The organism is Marinobacterium ramblicola, from assembly GCF_019084545.1.
Taxonomy (GTDB): domain Bacteria; phylum Pseudomonadota; class Gammaproteobacteria; order Pseudomonadales; family Balneatricaceae; genus Marinobacterium_D; species Marinobacterium_D ramblicola.
The window spans coordinates 1-22,407 of sequence record NZ_JAHREP010000030.1 but is presented as its reverse complement, the minus strand read 5'-3'; the positions used below and the strand labels follow the sequence as shown (position 1 = coordinate 22,407).

The window sequence follows — 22,407 nt, the reverse complement described above, 5'->3', positions numbered from 1 at the left end:
AGGTTCTATGGCCGGGCGAATCCCACAGCACTTCATCGATGACCTGCTTGCGCGCGTCAATATCGTTGACGTGGTCGACAGCCGCATCAAGCTCAAGCGTACCGGCAAGAACTACTCCGCACTCTGCCCTTTCCACAAGGAAAAATCCCCCTCCTTCTCGGTGAGCCCCGACAAGCAGTTCTACTACTGTTTCGGCTGCGGCGCCGGCGGCAACGCCCTTGGTTTTGTCATGGAGCACGATCGGCTCAGCTTTCCCGAAGCGGTTGACGAGCTGGCCCGATTGGTGGGGATGGAGGTGCCGCGCGAGAACGACCGCCCGGCGGACCTGGCCCGCGAGAAGCAGATCAAAAGCCAGTTTTCGGTACTGGAGCAGGCCAACCAGTTTTACCAGCAGCAGTTGCGCAGCCACGAGCAGCGCCAGCGTGCCGTCGATTACCTGAAGAAGCGCGGCTTGACCGGCCAGATCGCCGCCCGCTTCCAGATCGGCTATGCACCGCCGGGCTGGGACAACCTGCTCAACCACCTGGGCTCGCTGGAAGACGCGGAAAACCAGCTGGAGAAGTCGGGGCTGGCGATCCACAACGAGGAGCGCCACCGTTACTACGACCGTTTCCGCGATCGCATCATGTTCCCGATCCTGGATATGCGTGGGCGCACCATCGGCTTCGGCGGCCGGGTGCTGGGCGATGACAAACCCAAATACCTGAACTCCCCCGAGACCGATACCTTCCACAAGGGCCGCGAGCTGTACGGACTGTACGAGGCGCGTCAGCACATCCCGTCGCTGGACCGACTACTGATCGTCGAGGGCTACATGGATGTAGTCAGCCTGGCCCAGCACGGCATCACCTGGTCGGTGGCCACACTCGGTACCGCGACCACCGCATCTCATCTGGAGCGGCTGTTCAAACTGGTACCCGAGGTGATCTTCTGCTTCGATGGCGACAACGCCGGACGCAATGCGGCGAAACGCGCGCTCGATACCACACTGCCGGTAATCAAGGACGGTCAGCAGGCCCGCTTCCTGTTTCTGCCCGAGGGCGAGGACCCTGACACCCTGGTCCGCCAGGAGGGTGAAGCAGCGTTCTCCCAGCGGGTCAAAGAGGCGCTGCCGCTGAGCGAGTTCTTCTTCAAGGCCCTGTCGGAAGGGGCCGATCTGGCGAGCATGGACGGCCGCGCCCGTTTCAGCAACCAGGCGCTGCCGCTGATCCAGTCGATGCAACCCAGCCTGCTGCAGCAGATGATGATGGACCGGATCTGCGAGATCACCGGCCTCTCGCTGGAGCAGCTCAACAGCGTGATCGACCTGCACCGCGCCACCGAGCCGGCACCTGCTGCTCCCGCCGCACCGAGCCAACGCCCGCGCCCCACACGTGAAGCGATGCCGCAAGCGGAGGAGTACGACTACGGCTACGGCCACAACTACGACGCCGAGCCTGACTACCCAGGCTATGCGGATGAACAGCCGCCGCAGAGTTATACACAGCCGCGCCAAGCAAAGCCCAAGGGCGCTAAAAAGCTGAAGATCAACCTGGTCAGCAGCGCCGTCTCCATCCTGCTGCACCGTCCGGAGCTGGCCCCGACCCAGCCGGAAGCCGTCCTGCTCAAGGGGCTGCAGGAACCCAATATCGAACTGCTGACCGACCTGCTGGACTACCTGCAACGCACCCCCGGCGCCTCGCTGGGTACCCTGGTGGTCGACTGGCAGCAGGATCCCGCTCACCAGGCGCAACTGATGCTGCTCAACGAGATCGCCCATCTGGACCCGGTACTGGGCGATGTGGATGCCGGCAAGCTACTTGGCGAAACCATGCAGCGCCTGCTCAGCCGCCACTCAGAGGCGCGCATCGACGAGCTGATGAAAAAACAGCGCCAGACGCCGCTGACCGCGGAAGAGAAGGCTCAACTGCAGGCTCTGCTGATCGGCTCGGCCAACCCCTAGCGCGTTTCCCGACAGCCATAAACCTGTCGCCGACAACAAACAGCACGAACAGCTGCAATCTGGCGAAACTGTTCTATTATTCACCTATCAACGACAACAACTTCCACAGTTCAACTGGTCACGGGCTGGCAAAATCGCTATAATGTCGCGCTTGATTCCACACTGCCATCAGTCATCTCTCAGCATTCACTCTTCACAGGGGTTCTATGTCGGATAACTCCCAACAGCAGCAGTCACGTTTAAAAGAACTGATCGCCCGCGGCAAGGAGCAGGGATACCTCACCTACGCAGAGGTGAACGATCACCTGCCTGAAGATATCGCCGATCCGGATCAGGTCGAAGACATTATCCGCATGATCAACGACATGGGTATCTCCGTGTCGGAAGAAGCCCCTGACGCAGAAACCCTGCTGATGACCGACGGCGACTCCAGCGAAGAGACCGACGACGACGCCGTCGCCGCCCTGGCCGCTGTCGAGTCCGATGCCGGACGCACCACCGACCCGGTGCGCATGTACATGCGTGAAATGGGTACCGTCGAACTGCTGACCCGCGAAGGCGAGATCGATATCGCCAAGCGGATCGAAGAGGGCATCCGCGAAGTGATGATGGCCCTGGCGCAGTTCCCCGGCAGCGTCGATACCATCCTTGATGCCTACACCACTGCACTGCAGGAAGAGGGTCGCCTCAGCGACATCTTCAGCGGCTACATCGACCCCGATTCCGAAGCACCTGAAGAGGAGAGCGACGCTCCGCTCGACCTCGACGAAGACGACGACTCGGATGACGACGAAGACGAGGAGGAAGACGAGGAGGAAGACGGCGACAGCAGCGACTCCGACAGCGACGACAAGGATCGCGGTCCGGATCCGGAAGAGGCCCGCCTGCGCTTTGGTCTGCTGCGGGACGCTTTCGAGCAGCTCAGCGCCGCCATCAAGGCCGGCAATGGGGCAGCCATATCCGAAGCGCAGCAGTCCCTCGGTCTTGCCTTCTCGCCGATCAAACTGTCCCCGCGCTACTACGACCTGCTGGTCGAGCGCGTGCGCGACTATATCGACCGCATTCGCCAGCAGGAGCGCACCATCATGCGCATCTGTACCCAGCGTGCGCATATGCCGCGCAAGGACTTCATCCAGAAGTTCCCCGGCAATGAAACCAACGCCACCTGGTTCGACGATCTGGTCGCCTCCGGTGCGGGTTACGCACCCTATATCGAAGACAACCTCGGCGATCTCAAGCGTGCCCAGCGCCGCCTGATCCAGATCGAAGAGGAGGTGGGCATCTCGCTGTCCGACATCAAAGAGGTCAACCGTCGCATGTCGATCGGTGAGGCCCGTGCACGTCGCGCCAAGAAAGAGATGGTCGAGGCCAACCTGCGTCTGGTTATCTCCATCGCCAAGAAGTACACCAACCGCGGCCTGCAGTTCCTGGACCTGATCCAGGAGGGCAACATCGGCCTGATGAAAGCGGTGGACAAGTTCGAATACCGTCGTGGCTACAAGTTCTCAACTTATGCCACCTGGTGGATCCGTCAGGCGATCACCCGCTCCATCGCCGACCAGGCGCGCACCATCCGTATCCCGGTGCACATGATCGAGACGATCAACAAGCTCAACCGTATCTCCCGCCAGATGCTGCAGGAGATGGGCCGCGAGCCGCTGCCGGAAGAGCTGGCCGAGCGCATGGATATGCCGGAAGACAAGATCCGCAAGGTGCTGAAGATCGCCAAGGAGCCGATCTCGATGGAAACCCCGATCGGCGACGACGAAGACTCGAGCCTGGGCGATTTCATCGAGGACACCACCCTCTCCTCGCCGATCGACACCGCTACCGGTGAAGGCCTGCGTGAAGCGACCAAAGAGGTTCTGGCCGGCCTGACCGCGCGTGAAGCCAAGGTCCTGCGCATGCGCTTCGGTATCGACATGAATACCGACCACACGCTGGAAGAGGTCGGCAAGCAGTTCGACGTTACCCGCGAGCGTATCCGTCAGATCGAAGCCAAGGCCCTGCGCAAACTGCGTCACCCGAGCCGCTCTGATCACCTGCGCAGCTTCCTCGACGAGTAAAAAGCAGAATAGGAAGCCGAGTAAAAGCCTTCCAATTCAAACTATTGCGCCAATGTTACCGCACCGGTATCATTGGCGCTCCTCTTAGGGCCTATAGCTCAGTTGGTCAGAGCAGCGGACTCATAATCCGTTGGTCGCAGGTTCAAGTCCTGCTGGGCCCACCAAGTCTCTCGCTATGAACCGCTCTGCAGTCAGCAGAAGTTCGAGCCTGCAGGCGACTTCGATAATCGCCTCATCGATCGCAACCCTGTCGATTCCGTGCCCCTGAAAAATTTGCAGTCTTGCCACCTGAAAGGCAAAGCCCTCCCCTTACTGATCGATCTGCGGTACGCCCGTTCAAAAAGAAAGGGACCCAAGCCCCTTATTGATAGTGATAGCGGCAGGCTGCAATCACCAGTGTGTCATCTTCGACCGTGTACACCAGCCGGTGCTCCCGGTCAATCCGGCGGGACCAGAAACCGGCCAGATCGGCTTTCAAAGCCTCGGGCTTGCCGATACCTTCAAAGGGTGTGCGCCGGGCACTTTTGATCAACTCGTTGATTCGCTTCAGCGTCTGCCTGTCGGCCTTCTGCCAGAACAGATAGTCCTCCCAAGCGTTATCATCAAATTTCAGCGATAACGTATTACTCTGAGTCATCCTTGATCAGCTCTCTCTCCTGAGCCTGACCGGCTTTGATCCGGTTAACAGATTCCATAAGACGCTGCGCGTTTGCCGGGCTGCTCAGCAGATAGAGGGTTTCCATCACGCTGTCGTAGTCTGCCTTCGCCATGACCACAACCGCTTCCCCTTTCTGCCGAGTCACAATCGCCGGTTCGTGCGAATCGCACACGCTGTCCATCACCGCCTTTAAACTGGCGCGAGCATCACTATACGAAATGACGTTCATTGTTACTTCTCCAACTCACCTACGCCAAACGCTTATCAGATCCAACTACTTCGAGCCGCCACCCTGCATCAGCATCGACGTACAAAGATTTGTACAAAGTCTAAGCACGTAGATGTTGGCCGTCAACAAGTGTTCACTACCGCAAACATCACTTCGTATTGATCAACTTCGATACCCCGCCCCGCGTCACCGCCCCGCAATGCTCCAGCCAGGCCAGCGCGGTGGCGGCCGCATGCTTGCAATCGAACCCTACCGGGCAGCTACACTCCCCGTAAAGCCCGGTTTTATCTCTCGAGATCTCGACTGAATAGAGACTTCTCCCCGAACCGATGACTCTGGCCAGCACCGGGTTGTCATCGACATCCCTGCTGATAAGTTGCACACGGCCCTGTTTGAAATAACGGTGCCCCCGATCATAGGTTGGCCCACCGGCCATCTCTTCAATGTCGGTTGTGGTGAATACCAGTATGCGGCAGATTACCTTGAGACTGAGGCGTGATTAAGGCATCAGATAACGCCGTTACACCACTTGCGCTGCGCCAGCAGTGCCGGATCGACGGCGGCGCACAGCTCATTGTAGAGACCCGCGCGTTTGGCCAGATCCTGCAGCGGGCGAGCACGTTGCGATGAGTAGCGCAGCGTGCGCTCCATCGACTCCCAGGTCGCTGCTTTCTGCTCGGGGGTCAGCTGCGGCCAGGCGATCATGCCGATCTCGGCCAGTTGCGCCTGCACATTCATCCGCCAGGGGCCAAGCGTGAAGGCCTGCACCAACGCCCGGTCGAACTCGTCATCGAACTCCAGCAAGCGCAGCTTGACGAATGCCAGCTGCACCCAGGTATGCGGCCACAGGGGACGCGCCTCTACTGAAGCCCGGTAGCCTTCGAGCGCTCGCTCGCGGCTGGCATCGGCCAATTCCGAGCCAAAAGGCTCATTTATGTATCGCCACTCGTAGATACGCCCCAGACGATCCCAGTAGTCGCCATTGGTGCCCGGCCCAACACTGACCGCACGCTCGGCGGCAGCCGCTGCCGCCAGCCAGGCAGGATCCGACGGCTGCTCGCGCTTCTCGCCCCAGTAGCGCAAAAACATCTCCGCCTGGGAGGAGGAAACACCTGACATGAAGGAGGTGGCCGACAGATAGAGCATCGGCAGACACACAACAAGCAGGAGACCGCAAAGCGGCTTGCGCCAAGGTATCTCGACGGAGGAGCGAGCGGACGACATCAGCTGAAATGCACCTGTGCAATGGACCAGGGGTTGTGGGTCACCAGCTCGGCGGCTTTTTTATCGCCAATCAGTGCAGCCGCCGCCTGCACGCCCTCACGCAGCCGCGGTGGACGATGCTCGACATTGTGCGCGTCGGTGGCCAGGATCGTGACCCGATTCTCCTCCAGCAGCTGCTGGGCAAGCTGCTGGGCTGAGTCGCCAAAGCGCCCCGCCACCGACGCCGCCGTCACCTGCATCAGGCAGCCCTGGGCGATAAACGGCTTGAGCTTGGAGGGGGTTTTCATCAGCGCCTTGTTACGCTCCGGGTGCGCAATCATCGGCAGCACCTGACGGTCGATCAGCCACTGGGTCAGGCGCTCGGCGCCGAAGGGAATCTCGCCATGGGGGAACTCCAGCAGCAACACCTTGCGCCCCTGCCACTCGCCGAGGAAGGGCAGCGCCTGCCGGGCGATGCCCTCCATCAGCTCCAGGCCGAAACGAACTTCGGCCGCGGCGGAGACTTTTAACGGGATCCCCTGCTCGCTCAGCCCCTGACGGAAGCTTTCGAGAGCAGGTGCGATGGTGGCCGGCGAGTTGTCATAGCGACCGGGGTGGATGTGGGGCGTGCACACCAGGTGCGTAATGCCATCGTCGACGGCAATACGCGCCAGCTCCAGCGACTTGGCCAGGTCTTCCGCCCCGTCATCGATGCCGGGCAGCAGATGGTTGTGCAGGTCCACCATTCCCATTGAGGTTACGCCTCCTTGGCCGAACCGCTGTAGCCGTAGTAGTCGTAGTAACCGCCGTAGCTGTAGCCGTACTTCTTCGCCTTCTTGATATCGACCTGGTTCAACACCACGCCGGTCACCGGAGCGTTGTTCTGCAGCAGTTGGCCGACACCGCGCTTGGCCAGCGGGATCGCGGTCGACTCGGACTTGATCACGTAGATCAAGGCGTTGGCATAGGTCGACAGCACCAGCGCATCGCTGACCGCCTGGGTCGGCGGCGAGTCGATGATGATACGGTCATAGCGGCTCTCCAGCACCTGCAGCGCCTTGGCAAAGCGCTGGGACGAGAGCAGCTCAAGCGGGTTGGGCGGCACGGTGCCGGCGGAGATGATATCCAGATTACCCTCCACCGACTTGATGCACTCCTCCAGCTTGGCGGTACCGGCTACCAGATTGGCCAGCCCCGGCGTCCCCACCGGGAACTCGAAGTTCTTGGCCACGGTTGGGCGGCGCATATCGGCGTCGATCAGCAGCACCTTCTCCATCTGCGCCATGGCGAAGGCCAGGTTGGCCGACACCGAGCTCTTGCCCTCGCCCGGAATCGACGAGGTCACCACCAGCACCTTGTGCGGGTTATCCAGACCGGAGAGCACGACACCGGTACGGATGGTGCGGATCGACTCGGTAAACGCCTTGTCGCCATCGTTCAGCACCATGCGCGCCACATCGTTGCGCTGCTTGCCCTTGAGCATCGGCAGGATGCCGAGCACCGGCAGGTTGAGTTTGTTTTCGACATCCTCGGTGCTCTTGAAGGTGTTGTTGAGGAAATCGAGCAGCAGGGCCATACCGACACCCGCCATCATCGCCAGCAGGCCGGCGATGGCGACGATCAGCGATTTCTTCGGTTTGATCGGATCCTCAGGCACCACGGCCCGGTCGACGATACGGGCGTTGACGGCCTCGAAGTCGGAGGTGGCCGAGGTCTCCTTCAGGCGGGTCATGAAGGTGTCGTAGAGCGAGCGGTTGGTCTCCACCTCACGCTGCAGTTCGCGCAGCTTGAACTCCTTGCGCTTGATATCCTGAATCTGCTCCTTGTTCTGGTTGAAGGAGCTCTGCAGCGAGCGCTCGTTGGCAGTAGCCAGCTGGTATTCACGCTCAATGGAGGCGACCACCTGCTCCACCTGAGAACGCAGGTTGGTACTCGCGGCGTTCAGCTCGGTATTGGCCGAGATCATCTTCGGATGCTTGGGTCCGTAGCGGCGGGACAGCTCCTGCACCTTGGAGCGGGCACGCCCCTCCTCCGCCTTGAACTGCTGCACCAGCGGGTTGCTCAGCACCGCGGGAACCGTAGCCAAACGCTCCCAGCCACCGTTTTTCATCGAAGCAACCTGACGATACTGGCTCTCCGCCTCAGCGCGGCTGCGGCGGGCATCGATCAGACGATCCCCGGTCTGGGACAGCTCGCCACCGGCCACGGTGGTAACCCCCTCCAGATCCACCAGATTTTCAGCTTCGCGGAACGCCTGCAGATTACGCTCCGACTCCTGCAGCTTGGTTTTCAGCGTCGACAGACGCTCGTTCATCCAGTTGGTCGCCGTCTGGGTCATATCCAGCTTGGCTTCCAGCTGGCTCTCGATATAGGCGTTAGCCAAGGCATTGGCCGCCTGTGCCGCCAGGTGCGCATCGGCCATCTCGATCTCGACCTTGACCAGCTGGGTCTTCATCACCGGTGAAATGGTGGTGCGTTCGATAAACGCCAGTACCACCTGATCAAAGATCTGCGCCTCGGTCAACGCCTCGGAGGCCTCGAAATCCAGCGGTGTGGCAATCGGTAACCACTTACGGATATCGAATGACTTGATCATCCCCCTGATATCGATCAGCGGCTCGGGCCGCTGTCGGGGATCCAGTTCAGGGTGAGTGGTCAGATTCAGCTCGCGCACCACACGCTCGGCCAGCTCGCGTGACTTAAGCAGTTCGAACTGGGTCTGCAGATACTCGTTGCTGGCGCCCTCCAGTCCGTAAACAGCCTCGATCGATACCGCCTTGGCCGCCTTCTGCTCGATCAGCAGGGTCGATACGCCCTTGTAGATCGGGGTGATGCTCAGCACGACCAGCGCCGCCAGCATCATCACCACCAGCGTCAGCGTGATAATGCTCCACTTGCGGCGCCAGATGGTCTGCCACAGCTGCAACAGATCGATCTCATCATCCGCGATGCGTTGCGCCAGTGACGCGCGTTCCTGTTGATTGAAACCTGTTTCCATAATCAGAAGAAGCTCTGCTCGATAGTGATGATGTCGCCCGGCATGACGCGAGTATCCAGATCGGCAGTGAAGGTGCGCTTGTCGCTGCCCTGCTCGCGGATGATCGACATCTTGCTTTTCGACGCGCGCTCGGTAAATCCGCCCGCCAGTGCCACCGCCTTACGCAGCGTCAGCCCAGGCTTGAACGGGTAGCCGCCCGGCTCCTTGACCTCGCCGTTGACGAAGAAATCGCGGTATTCAAGGATACTCACCGATACCTTCGGGTCGATCAGGTAGTCACCTTTCAGTCCCTTGATAATGCGCTGCTCCACCTCCGCGGCGGTCAGCCCCAGGGCACGCACCTCACCCATGAAGGGGTAGGAGAAGGTGCCCGCATCGGTCATGCGGATCTGCTCGAAGCTGAGATCCTCTTCGCCGAACACGTTGATGCTGATGACATCGCCGGAGCCCAGACGATATTGGCTATCGCCGGCGGCCCAGCCGGTTGCGGAGCAGAGAATCAGAGAAAGGAGGAGTAGCAATCGCGTCATAGCACGCTGAATCATCTTGGCTTTGCCTCAAAACATCTTTACGACAAAAAGGGGGGACATGCCCCCCTTTCCATCGGCAGCCGGTTCGGCTGCGATTAGAGTCCCATCGTCAGGGTAACCTGATACTGGTTGCGGTCGTAAGACTCGCCGGAAACGTTGGAGTCCACATCCTTGTACTGGTAGCCAACACCGACGCTCATCCAGCGACGCAGTTCGTAGGTCAGGCCGGCGCCAACACGGTTGGTCTCGTCTTCACGCTCGTTCTCATAATCTTCGTTGATGAAGGCGTAGTTGAGATCGGAGGAGACGAACGAGGACCACTTGTGGTTCCAGTTCACACTGGTGCTGGTAGTATCGATATAGTTTTCGGCACCTTCGGAGCCCTCTTCAAGGCCTCGGCGGGTTTCCAGCGTGAAAGAGGAGTAGGTGCGTGGAGCCCAGGTGACGCCCACTTCCCACATACTCTGATCCGCATCGCCCTTGGAGGAGTCGTCAAACTCCTTGGTGCTCCAACCGAACTTGGCGGTACCGCTGGTCTTGGCGGTGGCATCCCAGGTCACACCCAGCAGGTAGGCCGTGGAATCGCTGTCCAGGGTCGAGCTGCTCAGCACGTAGTCGTAGTCGCTGTAGCGCACTTCGGCCAACGCACGGGTTTTCGGAGCCACACGGTAGTAGGCGGTAGCCGACAGGCTGGTGGTGTCGCGCTCCTGATCGTCGTTCAAACTGCCCTTGTTGTCGTAGCGCTTCCACTCATGGTTGGCACCAAAATCCAGCTGCATGGTCGCAGACTTGGCACCGTATCCGTACACACCGCCGATGTTGTAGGTGTGGAACTTGTCGTTCACGCCGTCGATTTCGGTATCGGCAGTCTGTTCAATCCGGTCATAGCCTGCATTCAGATCCAGACGGCTGCGGGAGCTGAACTCCATGTGCGAATCCAGATCAAGATGATGGTCGACATTGTCGTCGTTGCGGCTGTCGTGGTAGGTCTCGCTGTTCAAAGAGTAGGTCAGCGAGTACAGGTTCACGCGATCCTTGGCCGCCAGCACGAAAGTCGGGCTGATGCTGGTGATCCAGGAGGAGTCTTCATCGCTGCCGACTTCACGGAAGTTGTCGTCGTAACGCTCGGACACTTCCAGCGTCGGTGTGAACTGAACGCCGCCCAGATCCATCGATGCCGCTTCGATTGCCAGTGCATTACCGCTGGCTGCGAGACCACCTGCCGCAAACACGACGGCGAGACTCAGAGAATTCGGAGTAAAAATTTTACGCATGGCGAAAAGCCCTTTCTGTCTATTCCATTCAGATCAGCCCTGCTCTTTATTACAGAGCAAGGTTGCACGATGCATCCTGATAATCAGCCGGCCGGGCTGGCGGAGCTACCGCTACCGCTGGAACCACTCGGAACAGAGGAGGTAGTGGTGGTAGTCGTGGTGGTAGAGTCGGATGAGTCGCTATCGACATCGCCAACGATAGTATAGACGAGGGCGCTAATCGAGTCTCTCAGGGTCGGTGGTGCGGCGTTTGTTGCTGCCGCCTTGATAGCGGCGGCATAGGTCGGCGCAGCTATCACGGCGGCAGCAACGATAGCCCCTGTCTGATCCGGATCCGGAGAAGCGCTTATCGCAGCCCCTACCGCCGCAGCGATGGCCTCGGCATTGTCACCCAGAGATGAAACAACAGCGGCAATAGCATCGGCGATCATTGCACCTTCAGCTGCCAGCACCTGTGCTTCGATATCCGGCGACATCTGTACGCCTGCCGCTTTCAGCGCATTCAGCGTGGCTTCGTCGGCCATTACAGAACCGGATGCCAGCGCAACCGCCATAGATAGAGCAGAAAGAGTTTTACGCATGATAACTTCCCCTAAATTTTGCTTTCCAGCGTGGAAGGCAGGCCATAAGCCCGATGATCCCTAAAAATCCTTTTTGCGGTGCAACGACAACACCGTACAACGTATAATCCGCTGATTTTATGAGCTTGTCGCCCAAATGACCAGCCAACAACCCGATTTTTATACCGCTGACGCGTCGTCGTGGCAATCAACTACCGACCGGGTTCTCGATATGCATCGGCCGCAGCAGCAAAACTTTTAACCCACGACCAAAACCCGGGAGCAGTTAAACAGATGAGCCAGGCACGTTCCCCCATCGAGACGATCCTGATCCTTGCCACCCTGGCGCTCCTGGTCTGGCTGCCGTTACCCAGCGGCAGCAACAGCGATTGGGCCAAAGCGCTGTTCTGTCTTGTCGCTACGCTGCTGACCGGCTGCTGGGCAGCGACTCAGCTAAGCAAAACCGGCACACACAACCGCGCACTGAGGCCCGCCCTGCCCCTGTTTATGCTGCTGCTGGCCACCCAGGTATGGGTGGCGCTGCAGTGGGTGCTGGGCATCACCGCCGATGCCGGCACCACCCTGCAGAACCTGATGCTCGGGCTTGGCTACAGTTTCCTGTTTATCCTGATCGTCGGCCTGTTTCATACCCGCAAGCGGCTGACACTGCTGGTCAGCGTGCTGGTGGTCAGCGGAACTCTACAAGCGTTCCATGGCACCCTGATGACGCTGTCCGGCCTCGAGTGGCTGCTGTTCGAGCCCAAGCAGCACTATCGCGGGGTGGCCACCGGCACCTATGTCAACCGCAACCACCTGGCCGGCTACCTGGTGATGACGCTGGGGCTGGGCATCGGTCTGCTGATGGCGCTGCGCGACGGTGCGCCGTTGCGCTGGCGTAACCTGCTGGAGATGTTGATGGGGCCGAAGGCCCGGCTGCGTCTGGCGCTGGTGATCATGGTGATCGCCCTGGTGATGACCCGCTCGCGCATGGGTAACACCGCCTTCTTCGCCTCGCTGCTGGTCATCGGGGGTATTTTCGTGCTGCTGAACAAAGAGCACCGCGTGCGCAACAGCCTGATCCTGGCCAGCCTGATCCTGATCGACGTGCTGGTGATCAGCCAGTTCTTCGGCCTCGATCGCCTGAAGGATCGGCTGATCAACACCCGGGTCGAAAACCTGGTCGAGGAGGGCCAGGTCGTGGCCGGTAAAAACGAGCTAAGACTCGATGTGTTCGAATACGCCTGGGAGCAGTTCACCGACCGACCGATTACCGGTTTCGGTGCCGGCAGCTTCGGCGCCAGTTTTCAATCCTATCCCGGGCCGGATATCCCGCTATACTTCAAAGAAACCCATAACGACTACCTGCAGTTCGCCATCGAGTACGGCGTGATCGGCTGGCTCATCCTCGGCCTGTTCGTCATCGGTGCGCTACGACAGGCGCTGAAAGCGCTCTGGCACCGGGAATCCTGGTATCGTAGCGGCATCGGCTTCGGCGCCTCGATGGCGATACTGGGGATACTGATCCACTCGGCCACCGACTTCAACCTGCAGATCCCGGCCAACGCGGCCACCTTCGTCACCGCAGCGGCCATTGCGGTGCTTGCCGGTCACCACCGCAAGACGCGTGCACGAGAGGCATAGCCGCGTTGAAATACCCAACACATAGCCGCGCCGAGAATGACACCGGTCAGGTTAGCCAACGCATCGTACAGGCTGAACGTTCTGTGCGGCTGAAGCAGATGCTGCAGCAGCTCCAGGCCGGGTGCCGTTAAGAGCAACGTTCCCCAGAGCATCCCGGTAGAGAAAAAATGAAATGCGACACGGGCACACACGGCCAATGCCGCAAATGCCAGCAGGTGCAGCCACTTATCGGACTGGTAGAACAGGTCTGGTGGTGATTGCGGCCTTAATAGACCGTAAAGCAGCGCTGCCAATGCACACCAGAATGGCAGTTGCAGGAATAGTGCGGATTTTGCTGAAGACGCTGGCGTCACTCGACGGTCCTTAGTTACTGGTTCAATCAGTAGCGCTTGACGCCTATTTACAATGACGGACTCACATCAGCCGCCACGCTCATCCTTGGGAAACTTGTGCGCAGCTTCGGCTTGCAACCGCTCTACCAGCCAAACTTTGATGATCGACTGCCGGGTAACACCTATACGCGCAGCCTCCCTATCCAGCGAGTCAACGACCCATGCTGGAAAATCGACATTAATACGCTTTTGCTCTTGATTGACGCGGCGAGCACTCGAGAGATCAAGCTCATCAACAATGTCTTCCACCCCATCATCAAATGCCCTGTCGAACTCTTTAGCTTTCATATAGCGCTACCTCTTTATCTCGGGACCGTCTTACAGAGATCAACCGGATACTCTCGCCTCTGTAGGTGATAACCGCAGACCAGTGCTTTTCATCAATCCGCCCGATGACAAGAAACCGGCTCTCAACCTCTGATTTCGCCCGAATCTCCAGCAGGTCAGGATCTTTCCATAACGCCTAAGCCCCATAAAAATCGATCCCGTGCTTATCCAGGTTAGCCTTGCTTTTTTCTTCATCAAACTCAAAACGAACCATGAGTATAAATTATTCCTTTTTTACTCATCCTACAATCTAATCATCCAAACCTTGTGCATCGCTGATACGGCCAAAGCTCATCCGACTCGGGCAAGTGGATCACGAATATCGGGCCGCTTACTCGAGGATGATCGTTGTTTCGTAAAGCAGCTGTTCAATACTCTGACGACTATCCATAACCGCCAATAAAACAACTTTTCCCGCCTCTTCATCCAGCCGGTAATACACCAGGTTGTGCTGATCGATCAGCAATTGCCGGTAATCAGCGAAGCCGAGCCCAGCCAAACGCTCGCTGATAGGCGCCACATGTGGATTACCGGATAGTTCGGTGATGCGTAGCTTTATCAGATCTCGAGTGCGACCGGCGACTGCCGCACCCTGCTTACGGCTCAAAAAGGTGCAGAGTTTCTTCAGCGTTATCTCAAAATCAGTTGGCTCAGGCTTAGGTTGACACACAGGGCATCACTCTTGACGGCGTGGTAGCTGGATCGACGCTGCCAACGGCAAGACTGTAAAAGCCAACCACTACGCCTCCTTGGCAGCAGACATACGTCTGCGCGCTGTTCGCCTTCTGATTGACGAGCGCATAACGCTGTAGGAACTGATCTAACGCTGCCTGGCCGCAATCGAACGCATCGACTTCATCCGCAGCAAGTAACTTGCGAACGGGTGCGTAAAGATTGCTCAACCAAGTACCCCAGGTTCCCCCATCACGCCCGCCCGTACTTATCCTCAAACCGCACGATATCGTCCTCGCCCAGGTACGAACCGGACTGCACCTCGATCAGCTCGAGCGGAATCACGCCGGAAAAGGGATCTGTCCCCTTTTTGCTCTCATTCGCCAACGCCTTCACCAAGCCAATCTTCGTGCGCATGACGCACACGAATGATCAATATATCGCCCTTCGTATCAACCATATAGATAATCAAGTGCGCTTCAACCGGATAAATCCGGACCGGTGGTGTGAGCTCGAATCGCTGACGTCCTGCTGCGGGATTCTCCGCCAAGAAATCGAAAAGCCGTACCAGACGATCATGATACCGTTCCGCCTGATCCAACCCAAACCGCTGAGCTCCAGCAATGAAGATGTTGACGATATCCTCTGCAGCCTTCTGGCTAAGCCTGTAGCTCACTGCCCTTGGCCCTTGGCCAGCAACCTTAGGGCCTGCTCCTTAAGATCTGACATCGATTGTTCACCAACACCACTCTCCAGCCCTTCTGTAATCAGCAACTGAAGCTGCGCAACTTTGGACGAACGATCTTGATCGCGTCGAATCAGATCACGCACATAGTCACTGCTATTACTGTAACGGCCGGTAAGAGTCTGCTCCTCAACCCAGCACTTCATTTCATTCGGTAGTGAAATATTCATGGTTGCCATATATGAATCCTCCTAGGCGAAGTATAGCCATATATTGGCAAACATTGCCAATAAGCGATCTATTAGCGGGTGCTCAAGTGCATGCACCTGGCTGGCCGGAATATAAATCGATCAGTGTCCAGCCCTATCACCACGGCTTTGAAGCCAGCCTTTCTCCTCCTCATTCAGCGCGGCATAGAGGTCGGAATTGATGACCTGCCAAGAAGCCAGCTCTTCACTGACGTTATAGGTAGTAGACAAGCTATTAACACTCTGCTGTATTGATGAAGCGTCCCTCGCGACAGCTGCAGCCGTTCGCCTCGGTAAAAGCAGCTCCGCTGCAAATGCGCGTGCTCTTTTCTCCAGGCGTTCAGGCGCATGGCCGTTAAGCACCTCAGCAACGGGCAGTGTGGCACTCCTGTCCAAAAGCAGATGACAGATTTCATGAGCAAGCGTCGAGTTCTTCCGATACGCCTGCGATGGCGCAGCCAGAGCGTTGAGCAGAATCGCCGGCCCATGGTGTGGCCCCCAGCACGCAAGTGCATCTAACGCTGTATCGTCCAGTTCCATATCATATAGGCCCACTCCCCAATGCCTCAGGAGCTGAGCGGGATCCACAGCAACCTGATCCTGAAGCCCCAACCGTCGACGTAACCAGATGGCGGCCCAATAGCCTTGATCATAAGGCCGACCGATCTCCTTGAAATCCTGATCTATGGACTGCGACAATTCGTCCAGTTCGGGCGTTTCGCCTTTGGGGATATTACGAAGCCTATCCAACAGGCGCTGTTGCCCCTCGAATGACAGCACGCCACTCGTCATCCGAGCTGCCGCCATCAACTCCGTATCCTGCAACGGGCACTGCGGGTCATATTCCCAAAAATGCGCGTCATTGCCCCCGAAAGAGTCAAGGCTGGACCTCGACAACCCCGTCAACATCGGCAATGCATGCCGTTCGATCTCCGCCTGCCGTCCGTACCACTGCCTTGCCGCCTCGTATCCTCGTCCCTGCGACGATACCGCTACCAGTTCCGCCAGACCATTGCCGATGCTTTCAAGGTCGGCCACCACCCGAGGCAAGGGCATATGCACAACGCCCCCCGAGTCAGCAGCCGTCACCTCCACCCTCTGGCCCGTTCTCATTAAATAAACACCAGGAAAGAAAATACCCTTGAAGGCAGAAGACAGATCATGCCGCGCCATAAAACGACATGCCTCCTCCTCTTCATCTTCAACCCGCTCTTCGGCCATATCCTCCCAACGCTGTTCAAGATCCCTCCAAAGCGTCGAAATACCGGTGGTCGGCAGCGAAAACGGGAAAGACTGCTCCAGCAACAAGGCCGCCCAATGCCGCGCCAGCCACTCAAGCAGGTCGATCCAGGTCCACTCTATCGGCTCACCGTTCTCGCCCGACAACACCGGCCTTCCTTCGAGCAGCAACAAACCACCGCCCCACGCCAAGTCGGCCCCCTTGCCCCGTTTATCGACAGGCTCGAGCTGAAGGAGTATTCCGTTATCACTTCCTAGCCGTAATTTTTTAGCCATTGCTCATACTCGCTGATATGACCGGACTGCATCGCGATCTCTTTCAGTTTTCGCTGAATCTTCCTGGGGATAGGCGCGCGACCTTTTAAATCGCCTCGCCATGGATAGCCATGCCAAGACACGCCGGGCATCGTCGGCACGGCCTCGTAGATAACGCCCTGGTAAACCGTATAAATCTTTGCCGGCCACATATCATCAGGGCTGTCGTAGTATGGCACACCTCGATTTAGAATCTCCGTGGCCAACGCCTCATCAATACTTTTCGGACACTTACCTACTGCGCCATTTCTGCTTGGAACAAAGCCGGCATGATCATGGCACCAGCGGTGCTTAAAACGCCCCTCTCCCCGCTCATACTTCCATTCTGTTACAGGAGAAGGTTCTTCGGCATTATCGCAGCTTTCATTCCCGGTCGACATTCCTGTCTTCACATCCAAACCACCCAACTAAAATGAGCAACGTCATCATGACATCCAGTTCCAACGAGCGCCCCCGCTAATCACGCCCGTCCATACTTGTCTTCCAGCCGCACGATATCGTCCTCTCCCAGATAGGAGCCGGATTGCACCTCGATCAGCTCCAGCGGAATGACACCCGGGTTCTCAAGCGCATGCACCTGCCCCACCGGGATATATGTGGACTGATTTTCGGTCACCAGATAGGTCTTGTCGCCATTGGTCACCCTGGCGGTACCGCTGACCACGATCCAGTGCTCGGCACGGTGGTGGTGTTTCTGCACCGACAGCTTCGCGCCCGGTTTCACGGTGATGCGCTTCACCTGATAGCGCAGGCCATTGTCGATGGAGTCATAGACACCCCAGGGGCGATAGACTTCACGGTGGTTCAGATGCTCACAACGCCCTTCCGACTTGAGCCGTTCGACCACCTTCTTCACATCCTGCACCCTGTCCTTGTGCGCAACCAGCACCGCATCCTTGGTTTCCACTATGACCAGGTTTTCGACACCGACTGTCGCCACCAGACGGCTATCGGCATGCACATAGCTGTTACGCGAGGAGTGGCTCAGCACATCGCCCTTCAATACATTGCCATCCGCATCCTTGTCGCAGACATCCCACAGCGCCGACCAGGCACCGATATCGCTCCAGCCCGCATCCAGCGGCACCACCACGGCATCCGCCGTGTTTTCCATCACTGCATAGTCGACGGACTCATCCGGGCAGGCGGCGAAGGCCTCCGCATCCACACGGGTAAAGGTCATGTCCTGACTGGCGTTGACCAGTGATGCGCGACAGGCCTCAAGGATATCGGGCCGGAAGCGCCCCAGCTCCTCCAGGTAGCGACCGGCCTTGAACATGAACATACCGCTGTTCCACAGGTAGCGGCCGCTTTCCAGATACGCCTGCGCCGTTGCCTCATCCGGCTTCTCGACAAAGCGACTTACCGCAAAGCCGGCCTCAGACAGGGCGTCGCCCTGCTCGATATAGCCGTAGCCGGTTTCCGCATGGGTGGGTACGATACCGAAGGTGACCAGCTTGCCCGCCTTGGCCTGGGGCAATGCCACCTGGATACTGCGGTGAAAGGCGTCTATATCGCGGATCAGGTGGTCGGCAGCCAGCACCAGAAGCACCGAATCATCTGCCTGTTCTACGGCTTGTAACGCGGCCAGTGCAATGGCCGGAGCGGTGTTGCGGCCGACCGGTTCGAGCAGGATATTGGCCTGCTCCATCCCCAACTGCCGTAACTGCTCGGCCGCCAGAAAGCGGTGCTGCTCGTTACAGATAAGGCGCGGTAGCGCGACCTCCAAACCGGAAAGCCGATCCAGCGTGGCCTGCAACATCGTAAGCTTTGCATCCGCCAGAGGCAGGAACTGCTTGGGAACCGACTCCGTTGACATGGGCCAAAGGCGGGAACCGTTGCCGCCGGCCATGAGTATCGGATATATCATATACAGTTTAGTTTCGGAGCCATGGTCAAGACCCTTAAATTCACTTTTAATAGCATCCCTAATAATTTTTCATTCCTTACAATCAATTATAAAAAAATTGATTAATTATCACTACTTAAAAATCAAGATATCAAAATAGATATAATAAATTCAAAAATTAATTAAAAAAAATAACCACTAAAGAAATAACATTTTAACTTCAATTTCAATTAAGAGAATTTTATCATATAAAATGAATTATTTTTTCTTTAAAAGATCATACACCACAAAGAAAAAAAACTTCGGATAATCAAAAACGTATCTCTTTATAAGCTTAGGCTCATCATACATCCTGTACACCCACCTAAGATTTAGTTTATTAATCGTATCAGGATAGTATTTAATCCCTTTACATGCTGTTTGATGCAGAAATCCACCACATGTGAAACCTAGACCTTGCCAACCCAAGCTTTTAAGTTCAACAAGAAATTCTTCTTGAAGCGGAGCCCCCATCCCAACAATAACTATATCAGGCTTAACGTGTGCAGACAGATACCTGGCACATTCGGAAAACTCAGCATCATTTTTAAAATAGCCATCCCTGATATAGGTAAAATTAGCGGCCGGATACTGACCGATAAAAAATTGTGCTGCTTTCTCGGCCACCCCTATTTGAGCTCCAATTAACGCTATTTTTTTATTTTCTTCTGAAGCCCATTTAAAAACCATAGGAGCTAATGATGTCATATCAAAACTCTGTCGTTTACACTTAAAACCCAACAACTTAAATATGATTACGGCGACAATACCATCGACCATAATAGAATCAATTTTATCAACTCGAGCATAATTTCTAATTTTTAGATATGAGTAGGGATTAACGAAAGTGTAGATACCCGCCTTCATAAATCCATCAAATATTTTTATTTTTTCAAATATCATAAAACTTACAACCAATTCGTAAAAAATCATCCTTTAAGACAGTTGCTTTTCCCTGAGGGGAGAAACAGCGACCCCAACGACTATAGCCATAGCGACATATGCATTATTAAGCGATGAAACAGAAAGAGATGTTATCACTATCACACCAATAACGCTTAAAGCGTCCATTTTTTCATAACCTGCCTTGATTAAGATTCTAAAGTAAATAAAACCTAGAAAAAATGACATTAAAATTCCATGATCAAAAACAACCCTCAAAATAAAAGAGTGTAGAATTACTGAATAACATGTACCATCACCACTATAGCTAAACAACTTTTCATAAAATGACAAAACAGAGCACGTATAATTACTTAGTGAGGTAATACGCTCTGAGCCAAACAGGTAGTTATAAATACCCCAGTCTCTAATCTCATATAGAAATAGATAGTAAAACTTAACTCTATCAATTGAACTCAAAGAGTTCCCATCAAGACGATCTACAAATACAAAAAAAAGTCCAAGAAAAGCAAAAAACAATATAACAAGTGAAAATATTATTTTTGAGTCAATTTTCCTCATAGTCATAAAAGGTAGAAGCAGACAAAGTGCCGCCATGGAAGAACGAGACCCAGAAAGTAAAAATATTAAAAAAAGAATAATAAATGAAAAGTAGTCCCTTTTACCATTTGACACACTATTGAAGAAAAAAATCAATAACAAAAATATAAGCTCAAAATTATTTTCGGTAAACAAAATGGGTCTAGCATAATCAAATACCAGCCTCATAACAAGATACTTTATAAAAAAAATCCAAAGCAAAATACTAATAAAATTATCAAGCCTAGTTGGTGATATCCTAACCTTTCCCGCAATAACAACAAGCAACATCAAGTAATAATAAGACTTATAGGATAACGCGAAATCAAGGAAATTAACTTCCCTATACAACACCACATAAATAAATGACAATACCAAATAGAACAATAAAATAATAAATACTAATCTATATTCTCTTTCAATTTTTGAATTGATAGAAAAAATAAAAACATAAATAAAAGAAATTTCAAATATCAGGGTGGCGTATTGAAAATAAAAATTATCAAGAAAAAAACTAAGAACACCAATAAAAACAAAAACCAAAAAAGGCAACTCATAGCGATCCATTAAAAAAAACTTACTACAAGCTTGAATACGCATCATATTTGACTCTTAAGAAAGATCGAGAAATAATTTACAAAACGGTCTATACTATGATGCTTAATTAAATAACTCCTAACCACATTATAAATCTTATCAGCTCCTATTCTGTCGAAAGACTCAAGCTCATAAAGTATAGAATCCCCTAGTACATCTGGCCTTTTTTCAACTAACGCCCCATATCCTGGACATACAACTTTGTAACTTTCCCCTACATTAGTCACTATAACCTTAGCGCCACATGAATAAGCCTCTAAGATAGATTGCGAAGGGTAATTTTCATCGTCCTGAAGCGATAATAAGATTTTTGTTTTTGATAGAATTTCAAACGGATTATCCGTGTACGAAAGTTCAACTTTAATTTCTTCAAGTTCCGCTATCTTTTTCAATATATCCTTTTCAAGTTTTCCACTACCAAATATACCCACGCGTCCAATTTCCGATGCACGCCCCTCTTTCTCTATATATTTAAGTGCATCCAAGAAAAGAAAGTGCCCTTTTTTCTCATGAAGTCTACTCATCATCACCAGATCGTATTCTTTATCTTCTGAATACTTACCATCTTGGTAATTTGTAAATGAACACGGCGAAACACTGATTACTTTAGAACCATTATAAATTTGAAGATGAAAAACCTTCTCCATGTTCTTTTTTATACCTTCTGATAAAAAATCAACTCCTTTAGCATACTTAATAGAATAATACCATATAAGCCATCTAACAATTCCAAAATCTTTCCTATCTGTACGGCTAGAATCAACAATAGATACGGAGTATCCAACTCCTAAAAACCTAAAAAACAAAAAGTGGAGAAACGAATATATAGATGGATCAACAGGATAATGTATGTGCTTTATGTCTTTTTTCAAGCACAGAATAAACAATTTATAAAAATTTAAAAAATGATAACATTTATAAAATAAACCATGTTTTAAAACACCTCCAGAAAAGGTTAATTTATTTGTGGATTCTGAGATATAACCTTTCTTTAATAAAACACCAGCCGTTTCTTTATTTGAAATCAGGTAGACTTCATTATCTATTTCACTCAATTGAGAAACAGCTCTCGCAAACCTTCTTTCAGCACCGCCATGCCCAACATGACAGTTAATGAAAACTCCTATCTTCATTCTTTACCTATTATAAAAAATGCCAAAAAGCATATAAAAACTGATCAAACTCTTATAGAAAAACAAGAGGCTTCTTTTTATAAGTGGAGCCCATCTCTTTAAATACCGTACCAACAACCACTTGCGCCAGCTCGAGCGATTATAGACTTCTGTTTTTATCCAGTACTAATCCTCTAAGCTACTAACATTTCGGAAAATAATGTCATCAAACAATATACTGGCATTCGGGTTGCCTGAAAAATGATCGGACTAGGTTCGGCAGCTTCTGGATGCTACGCAATGCGCTCATGGCCAACCGCTTCATATGATCCTTGTTCTCAACCAGTTG

23 protein-coding genes, 1 tRNA gene and 3 pseudogenes are annotated in these 22,407 nt (G+C 54.3%); 4 read left to right on the top strand and 23 right to left on the bottom strand.

The window, feature by feature from the left end; translation table 11 throughout:
• The first annotated feature begins 7 nt into the window (after positions 1 to 7).
• The 3 genes from dnaG (at position 8) to KQ940_RS19325 (ending at position 4,172) form a co-directional block, all read left to right on the top strand.
• Positions 8 to 1,942, top strand: a complete 1,935-nt coding sequence (gene dnaG / locus KQ940_RS19335) for a DNA primase (RefSeq protein WP_217415602.1) — start codon at positions 8 to 10, stop codon at positions 1,940 to 1,942.
• Positions 1,943 to 2,148: 206 nt separating this feature from the next.
• The gene (gene rpoD, locus KQ940_RS19330) at positions 2,149 to 4,008 is read left to right on the top strand and encodes an RNA polymerase sigma factor RpoD (protein WP_217415598.1); all 1,860 of its coding nucleotides are present in this window, start codon (positions 2,149 to 2,151) and stop codon (positions 4,006 to 4,008) included.
• An 87-nt stretch (positions 4,009 to 4,095) separates the two neighbouring features.
• Positions 4,096 to 4,172, top strand: a tRNA-Ile gene (locus KQ940_RS19325).
• A gap of 197 nt (positions 4,173 to 4,369) precedes the next feature.
• Here KQ940_RS19325 and KQ940_RS19320 read toward each other — a convergent pair.
• From KQ940_RS19320 to KQ940_RS19280, 9 genes are all read right to left on the bottom strand, one after another.
• Positions 4,370 to 4,645, bottom strand: coding sequence for a Txe/YoeB family addiction module toxin (locus tag KQ940_RS19320; RefSeq protein ID WP_217415597.1), 276 nt, complete (start codon positions 4,643 to 4,645; stop codon positions 4,370 to 4,372).
• A complete protein-coding gene (locus KQ940_RS19315; RefSeq protein ID WP_217415596.1) occupies positions 4,632 to 4,895 on the bottom strand; it encodes a type II toxin-antitoxin system Phd/YefM family antitoxin in 264 nt (87 codons plus the stop codon). The genes KQ940_RS19320 and KQ940_RS19315 overlap by 14 nt, the downstream gene beginning before the upstream one ends.
• Before the next feature lie 148 nt (positions 4,896 to 5,043).
• Positions 5,044 to 5,331, bottom strand: a complete 288-nt coding sequence (locus KQ940_RS19310) for an SWIM zinc finger family protein (RefSeq protein WP_217415594.1) — start codon at positions 5,329 to 5,331, stop codon at positions 5,044 to 5,046.
• A 71-nt stretch (positions 5,332 to 5,402) separates the two neighbouring features.
• Positions 5,403 to 6,119 (bottom strand): hypothetical protein, encoded by a 717-nt coding sequence (locus KQ940_RS19305; protein WP_217415593.1) that lies wholly within the window; start codon positions 6,117 to 6,119, stop codon positions 5,403 to 5,405.
• Positions 6,119 to 6,850 (bottom strand): tyrosine-protein phosphatase, encoded by a 732-nt coding sequence (locus tag KQ940_RS19300; protein ID WP_246590201.1) that lies wholly within the window; start codon positions 6,848 to 6,850, stop codon positions 6,119 to 6,121. The genes KQ940_RS19305 and KQ940_RS19300 overlap by 1 nt, the downstream gene beginning before the upstream one ends.
• Positions 6,851 to 6,855: 5 nt before the next feature.
• On the bottom strand, positions 6,856 to 9,096 hold the full coding sequence (locus tag KQ940_RS19295) for a GumC family protein (RefSeq protein ID WP_217415592.1): 2,241 nt from the start codon (positions 9,094 to 9,096) through the stop codon (positions 6,856 to 6,858).
• Between the two features lie 2 nt (positions 9,097 to 9,098).
• The gene (locus KQ940_RS19290) at positions 9,099 to 9,641 is read right to left on the bottom strand and encodes a polysaccharide biosynthesis/export family protein (protein WP_217415589.1); all 543 of its coding nucleotides are present in this window, start codon (positions 9,639 to 9,641) and stop codon (positions 9,099 to 9,101) included.
• A gap of 80 nt (positions 9,642 to 9,721) precedes the next feature.
• Positions 9,722 to 10,900 carry an outer membrane beta-barrel protein gene (locus tag KQ940_RS19285; RefSeq protein WP_217415588.1) on the bottom strand — a complete coding sequence of 393 codons (1,179 nt, stop codon included), beginning with the start codon at positions 10,898 to 10,900 and terminating at the stop codon, positions 9,722 to 9,724.
• 83 nt (positions 10,901 to 10,983) lie between these two features.
• Positions 10,984 to 11,481, bottom strand: coding sequence for a hypothetical protein (locus KQ940_RS19280; protein WP_217415586.1), 498 nt, complete (start codon positions 11,479 to 11,481; stop codon positions 10,984 to 10,986).
• A gap of 273 nt (positions 11,482 to 11,754) precedes the next feature.
• On the opposite strand from KQ940_RS19280, the gene KQ940_RS19275 reads away from it, so the two are divergent.
• Complete coding sequence (locus tag KQ940_RS19275; RefSeq protein WP_217415585.1) at positions 11,755 to 13,101, top strand: O-antigen ligase family protein; 1,347 nt, start codon at positions 11,755 to 11,757, stop codon at positions 13,099 to 13,101.
• On the opposite strand, the gene KQ940_RS19270 is transcribed toward KQ940_RS19275, so the two are convergent.
• From KQ940_RS19270 to KQ940_RS19205, 14 genes and pseudogenes are all read right to left on the bottom strand, one after another.
• On the bottom strand, positions 13,068 to 13,454 hold the full coding sequence (locus tag KQ940_RS19270; RefSeq protein ID WP_217415584.1) for a hypothetical protein: 387 nt from the start codon (positions 13,452 to 13,454) through the stop codon (positions 13,068 to 13,070). The two genes, KQ940_RS19275 and KQ940_RS19270, sit on opposite strands and share 34 nt — an antisense overlap.
• A gap of 66 nt (positions 13,455 to 13,520) precedes the next feature.
• The gene (brnA, locus tag KQ940_RS19265; RefSeq protein ID WP_217415583.1) at positions 13,521 to 13,781 is read right to left on the bottom strand and encodes a type II toxin-antitoxin system BrnA family antitoxin; all 261 of its coding nucleotides are present in this window, start codon (positions 13,779 to 13,781) and stop codon (positions 13,521 to 13,523) included.
• Positions 13,771 to 13,941, bottom strand: a pseudogene (locus KQ940_RS22820) (BrnT family toxin); the annotation flags it as partial. The gene brnA and the pseudogene KQ940_RS22820, both read right to left, overlap by 11 nt.
• A 210-nt stretch (positions 13,942 to 14,151) precedes the next feature.
• The gene (locus KQ940_RS19255; protein ID WP_217415582.1) at positions 14,152 to 14,427 is read right to left on the bottom strand and encodes a hypothetical protein; all 276 of its coding nucleotides are present in this window, start codon (positions 14,425 to 14,427) and stop codon (positions 14,152 to 14,154) included.
• 317 nt (positions 14,428 to 14,744) lie between these two features.
• Positions 14,745 to 14,840 (bottom strand): annotated as a pseudogene (locus KQ940_RS23250) (mannose-1-phosphate guanylyltransferase); the annotation flags it as partial.
• 28 nt (positions 14,841 to 14,868) lie between these two features.
• Complete coding sequence (locus KQ940_RS19245; RefSeq protein WP_217415581.1) at positions 14,869 to 15,168, bottom strand: type II toxin-antitoxin system RelE/ParE family toxin; 300 nt, start codon at positions 15,166 to 15,168, stop codon at positions 14,869 to 14,871.
• Positions 15,165 to 15,416: a type II toxin-antitoxin system ParD family antitoxin gene (locus tag KQ940_RS19240; protein WP_217415580.1), complete on the bottom strand. Its 252-nt coding sequence runs from the start codon at positions 15,414 to 15,416 to the stop codon at positions 15,165 to 15,167. The genes KQ940_RS19245 and KQ940_RS19240 overlap by 4 nt, the downstream gene beginning before the upstream one ends.
• Positions 15,417 to 15,527: 111 nt before the next feature.
• A complete protein-coding gene (locus KQ940_RS19235; RefSeq protein WP_217415578.1) occupies positions 15,528 to 16,940 on the bottom strand; it encodes an ImmA/IrrE family metallo-endopeptidase in 1,413 nt (470 codons plus the stop codon).
• Entirely contained in the window at positions 16,919 to 17,371 is a 453-nt protein-coding gene (locus tag KQ940_RS19230; RefSeq protein ID WP_217415576.1) for a hypothetical protein, read from the bottom strand. The genes KQ940_RS19235 and KQ940_RS19230 overlap by 22 nt, the downstream gene beginning before the upstream one ends.
• Positions 17,372 to 17,439: 68 nt before the next feature.
• Complete coding sequence (locus KQ940_RS19225; RefSeq protein WP_217415575.1) at positions 17,440 to 18,849, bottom strand: mannose-1-phosphate guanylyltransferase/mannose-6-phosphate isomerase; 1,410 nt, start codon at positions 18,847 to 18,849, stop codon at positions 17,440 to 17,442.
• Positions 18,850 to 19,086: 237 nt separating this feature from the next.
• Complete coding sequence (locus KQ940_RS19220) at positions 19,087 to 19,800, bottom strand: WecB/TagA/CpsF family glycosyltransferase (protein ID WP_217415574.1); 714 nt, start codon at positions 19,798 to 19,800, stop codon at positions 19,087 to 19,089.
• Positions 19,801 to 19,803: 3 nt separating this feature from the next.
• Entirely contained in the window at positions 19,804 to 20,952 is a 1,149-nt protein-coding gene (locus tag KQ940_RS19215; protein ID WP_217415572.1) for a hypothetical protein, read from the bottom strand.
• Positions 20,949 to 22,079, bottom strand: a complete 1,131-nt coding sequence (locus tag KQ940_RS19210) for a glycosyltransferase (RefSeq protein WP_217415568.1) — start codon at positions 22,077 to 22,079, stop codon at positions 20,949 to 20,951. Before KQ940_RS19210 ends, KQ940_RS19215 begins: the two co-directional genes overlap by 4 nt.
• 205 nt (positions 22,080 to 22,284) lie before the next feature.
• Positions 22,285 to 22,407 (bottom strand): annotated as a pseudogene (locus KQ940_RS19205) (IS630 family transposase); the annotation flags it as partial.

Excerpts from the sequence above, each read along its gene's own strand:
- dnaG (WP_217415602.1), top strand. The coding sequence starts at position 8 with ATGGCCGGGCGAATCCCACAGCACTTCATCGATGACCTGCTTGCGCGC.
- rpoD (WP_217415598.1), top strand. The coding sequence starts at position 2,149 with ATGTCGGATAACTCCCAACAGCAGCAGTCACGTTTAAAAGAACTGATC.
- KQ940_RS19320 (WP_217415597.1), bottom strand. The coding sequence starts at position 4,645 with ATGACTCAGAGTAATACGTTATCGCTGAAATTTGATGATAACGCTTGG.
- KQ940_RS19315 (WP_217415596.1), bottom strand. The coding sequence starts at position 4,895 with ATGAACGTCATTTCGTATAGTGATGCTCGCGCCAGTTTAAAGGCGGTG.
- KQ940_RS19310 (WP_217415594.1), bottom strand. The coding sequence starts at position 5,331 with ATGGCCGGTGGGCCAACCTATGATCGGGGGCACCGTTATTTCAAACAG.
- KQ940_RS19305 (WP_217415593.1), bottom strand. The coding sequence starts at position 6,119 with ATGTCGTCCGCTCGCTCCTCCGTCGAGATACCTTGGCGCAAGCCGCTT.
- KQ940_RS19300 (WP_246590201.1), bottom strand. The coding sequence starts at position 6,850 with ATGGGAATGGTGGACCTGCACAACCATCTGCTGCCCGGCATCGATGAC.
- KQ940_RS19295 (WP_217415592.1), bottom strand. The coding sequence starts at position 9,096 with ATGGAAACAGGTTTCAATCAACAGGAACGCGCGTCACTGGCGCAACGC.
- KQ940_RS19290 (WP_217415589.1), bottom strand. The coding sequence starts at position 9,641 with ATGATTCAGCGTGCTATGACGCGATTGCTACTCCTCCTTTCTCTGATT.
- KQ940_RS19285 (WP_217415588.1), bottom strand. The coding sequence starts at position 10,900 with ATGCGTAAAATTTTTACTCCGAATTCTCTGAGTCTCGCCGTCGTGTTT.
- KQ940_RS19280 (WP_217415586.1), bottom strand. The coding sequence starts at position 11,481 with ATGCGTAAAACTCTTTCTGCTCTATCTATGGCGGTTGCGCTGGCATCC.
- KQ940_RS19275 (WP_217415585.1), top strand. The coding sequence starts at position 11,755 with ATGAGCCAGGCACGTTCCCCCATCGAGACGATCCTGATCCTTGCCACC.
- brnA (WP_217415583.1), bottom strand. The coding sequence starts at position 13,781 with ATGAAAGCTAAAGAGTTCGACAGGGCATTTGATGATGGGGTGGAAGAC.
- KQ940_RS19240 (WP_217415580.1), bottom strand. The coding sequence starts at position 15,416 with ATGGCAACCATGAATATTTCACTACCGAATGAAATGAAGTGCTGGGTT.
- KQ940_RS19235 (WP_217415578.1), bottom strand. The coding sequence starts at position 16,940 with ATGGCTAAAAAATTACGGCTAGGAAGTGATAACGGAATACTCCTTCAG.
- KQ940_RS19225 (WP_217415575.1), bottom strand. The coding sequence starts at position 18,849 with ATGATATATCCGATACTCATGGCCGGCGGCAACGGTTCCCGCCTTTGG.
- KQ940_RS19220 (WP_217415574.1), bottom strand. The coding sequence starts at position 19,800 with ATGATTTTTTACGAATTGGTTGTAAGTTTTATGATATTTGAAAAAATA.
- KQ940_RS19215 (WP_217415572.1), bottom strand. The coding sequence starts at position 20,952 with ATGATGCGTATTCAAGCTTGTAGTAAGTTTTTTTTAATGGATCGCTAT.
- KQ940_RS19210 (WP_217415568.1), bottom strand. The coding sequence starts at position 22,079 with ATGAAGATAGGAGTTTTCATTAACTGTCATGTTGGGCATGGCGGTGCT.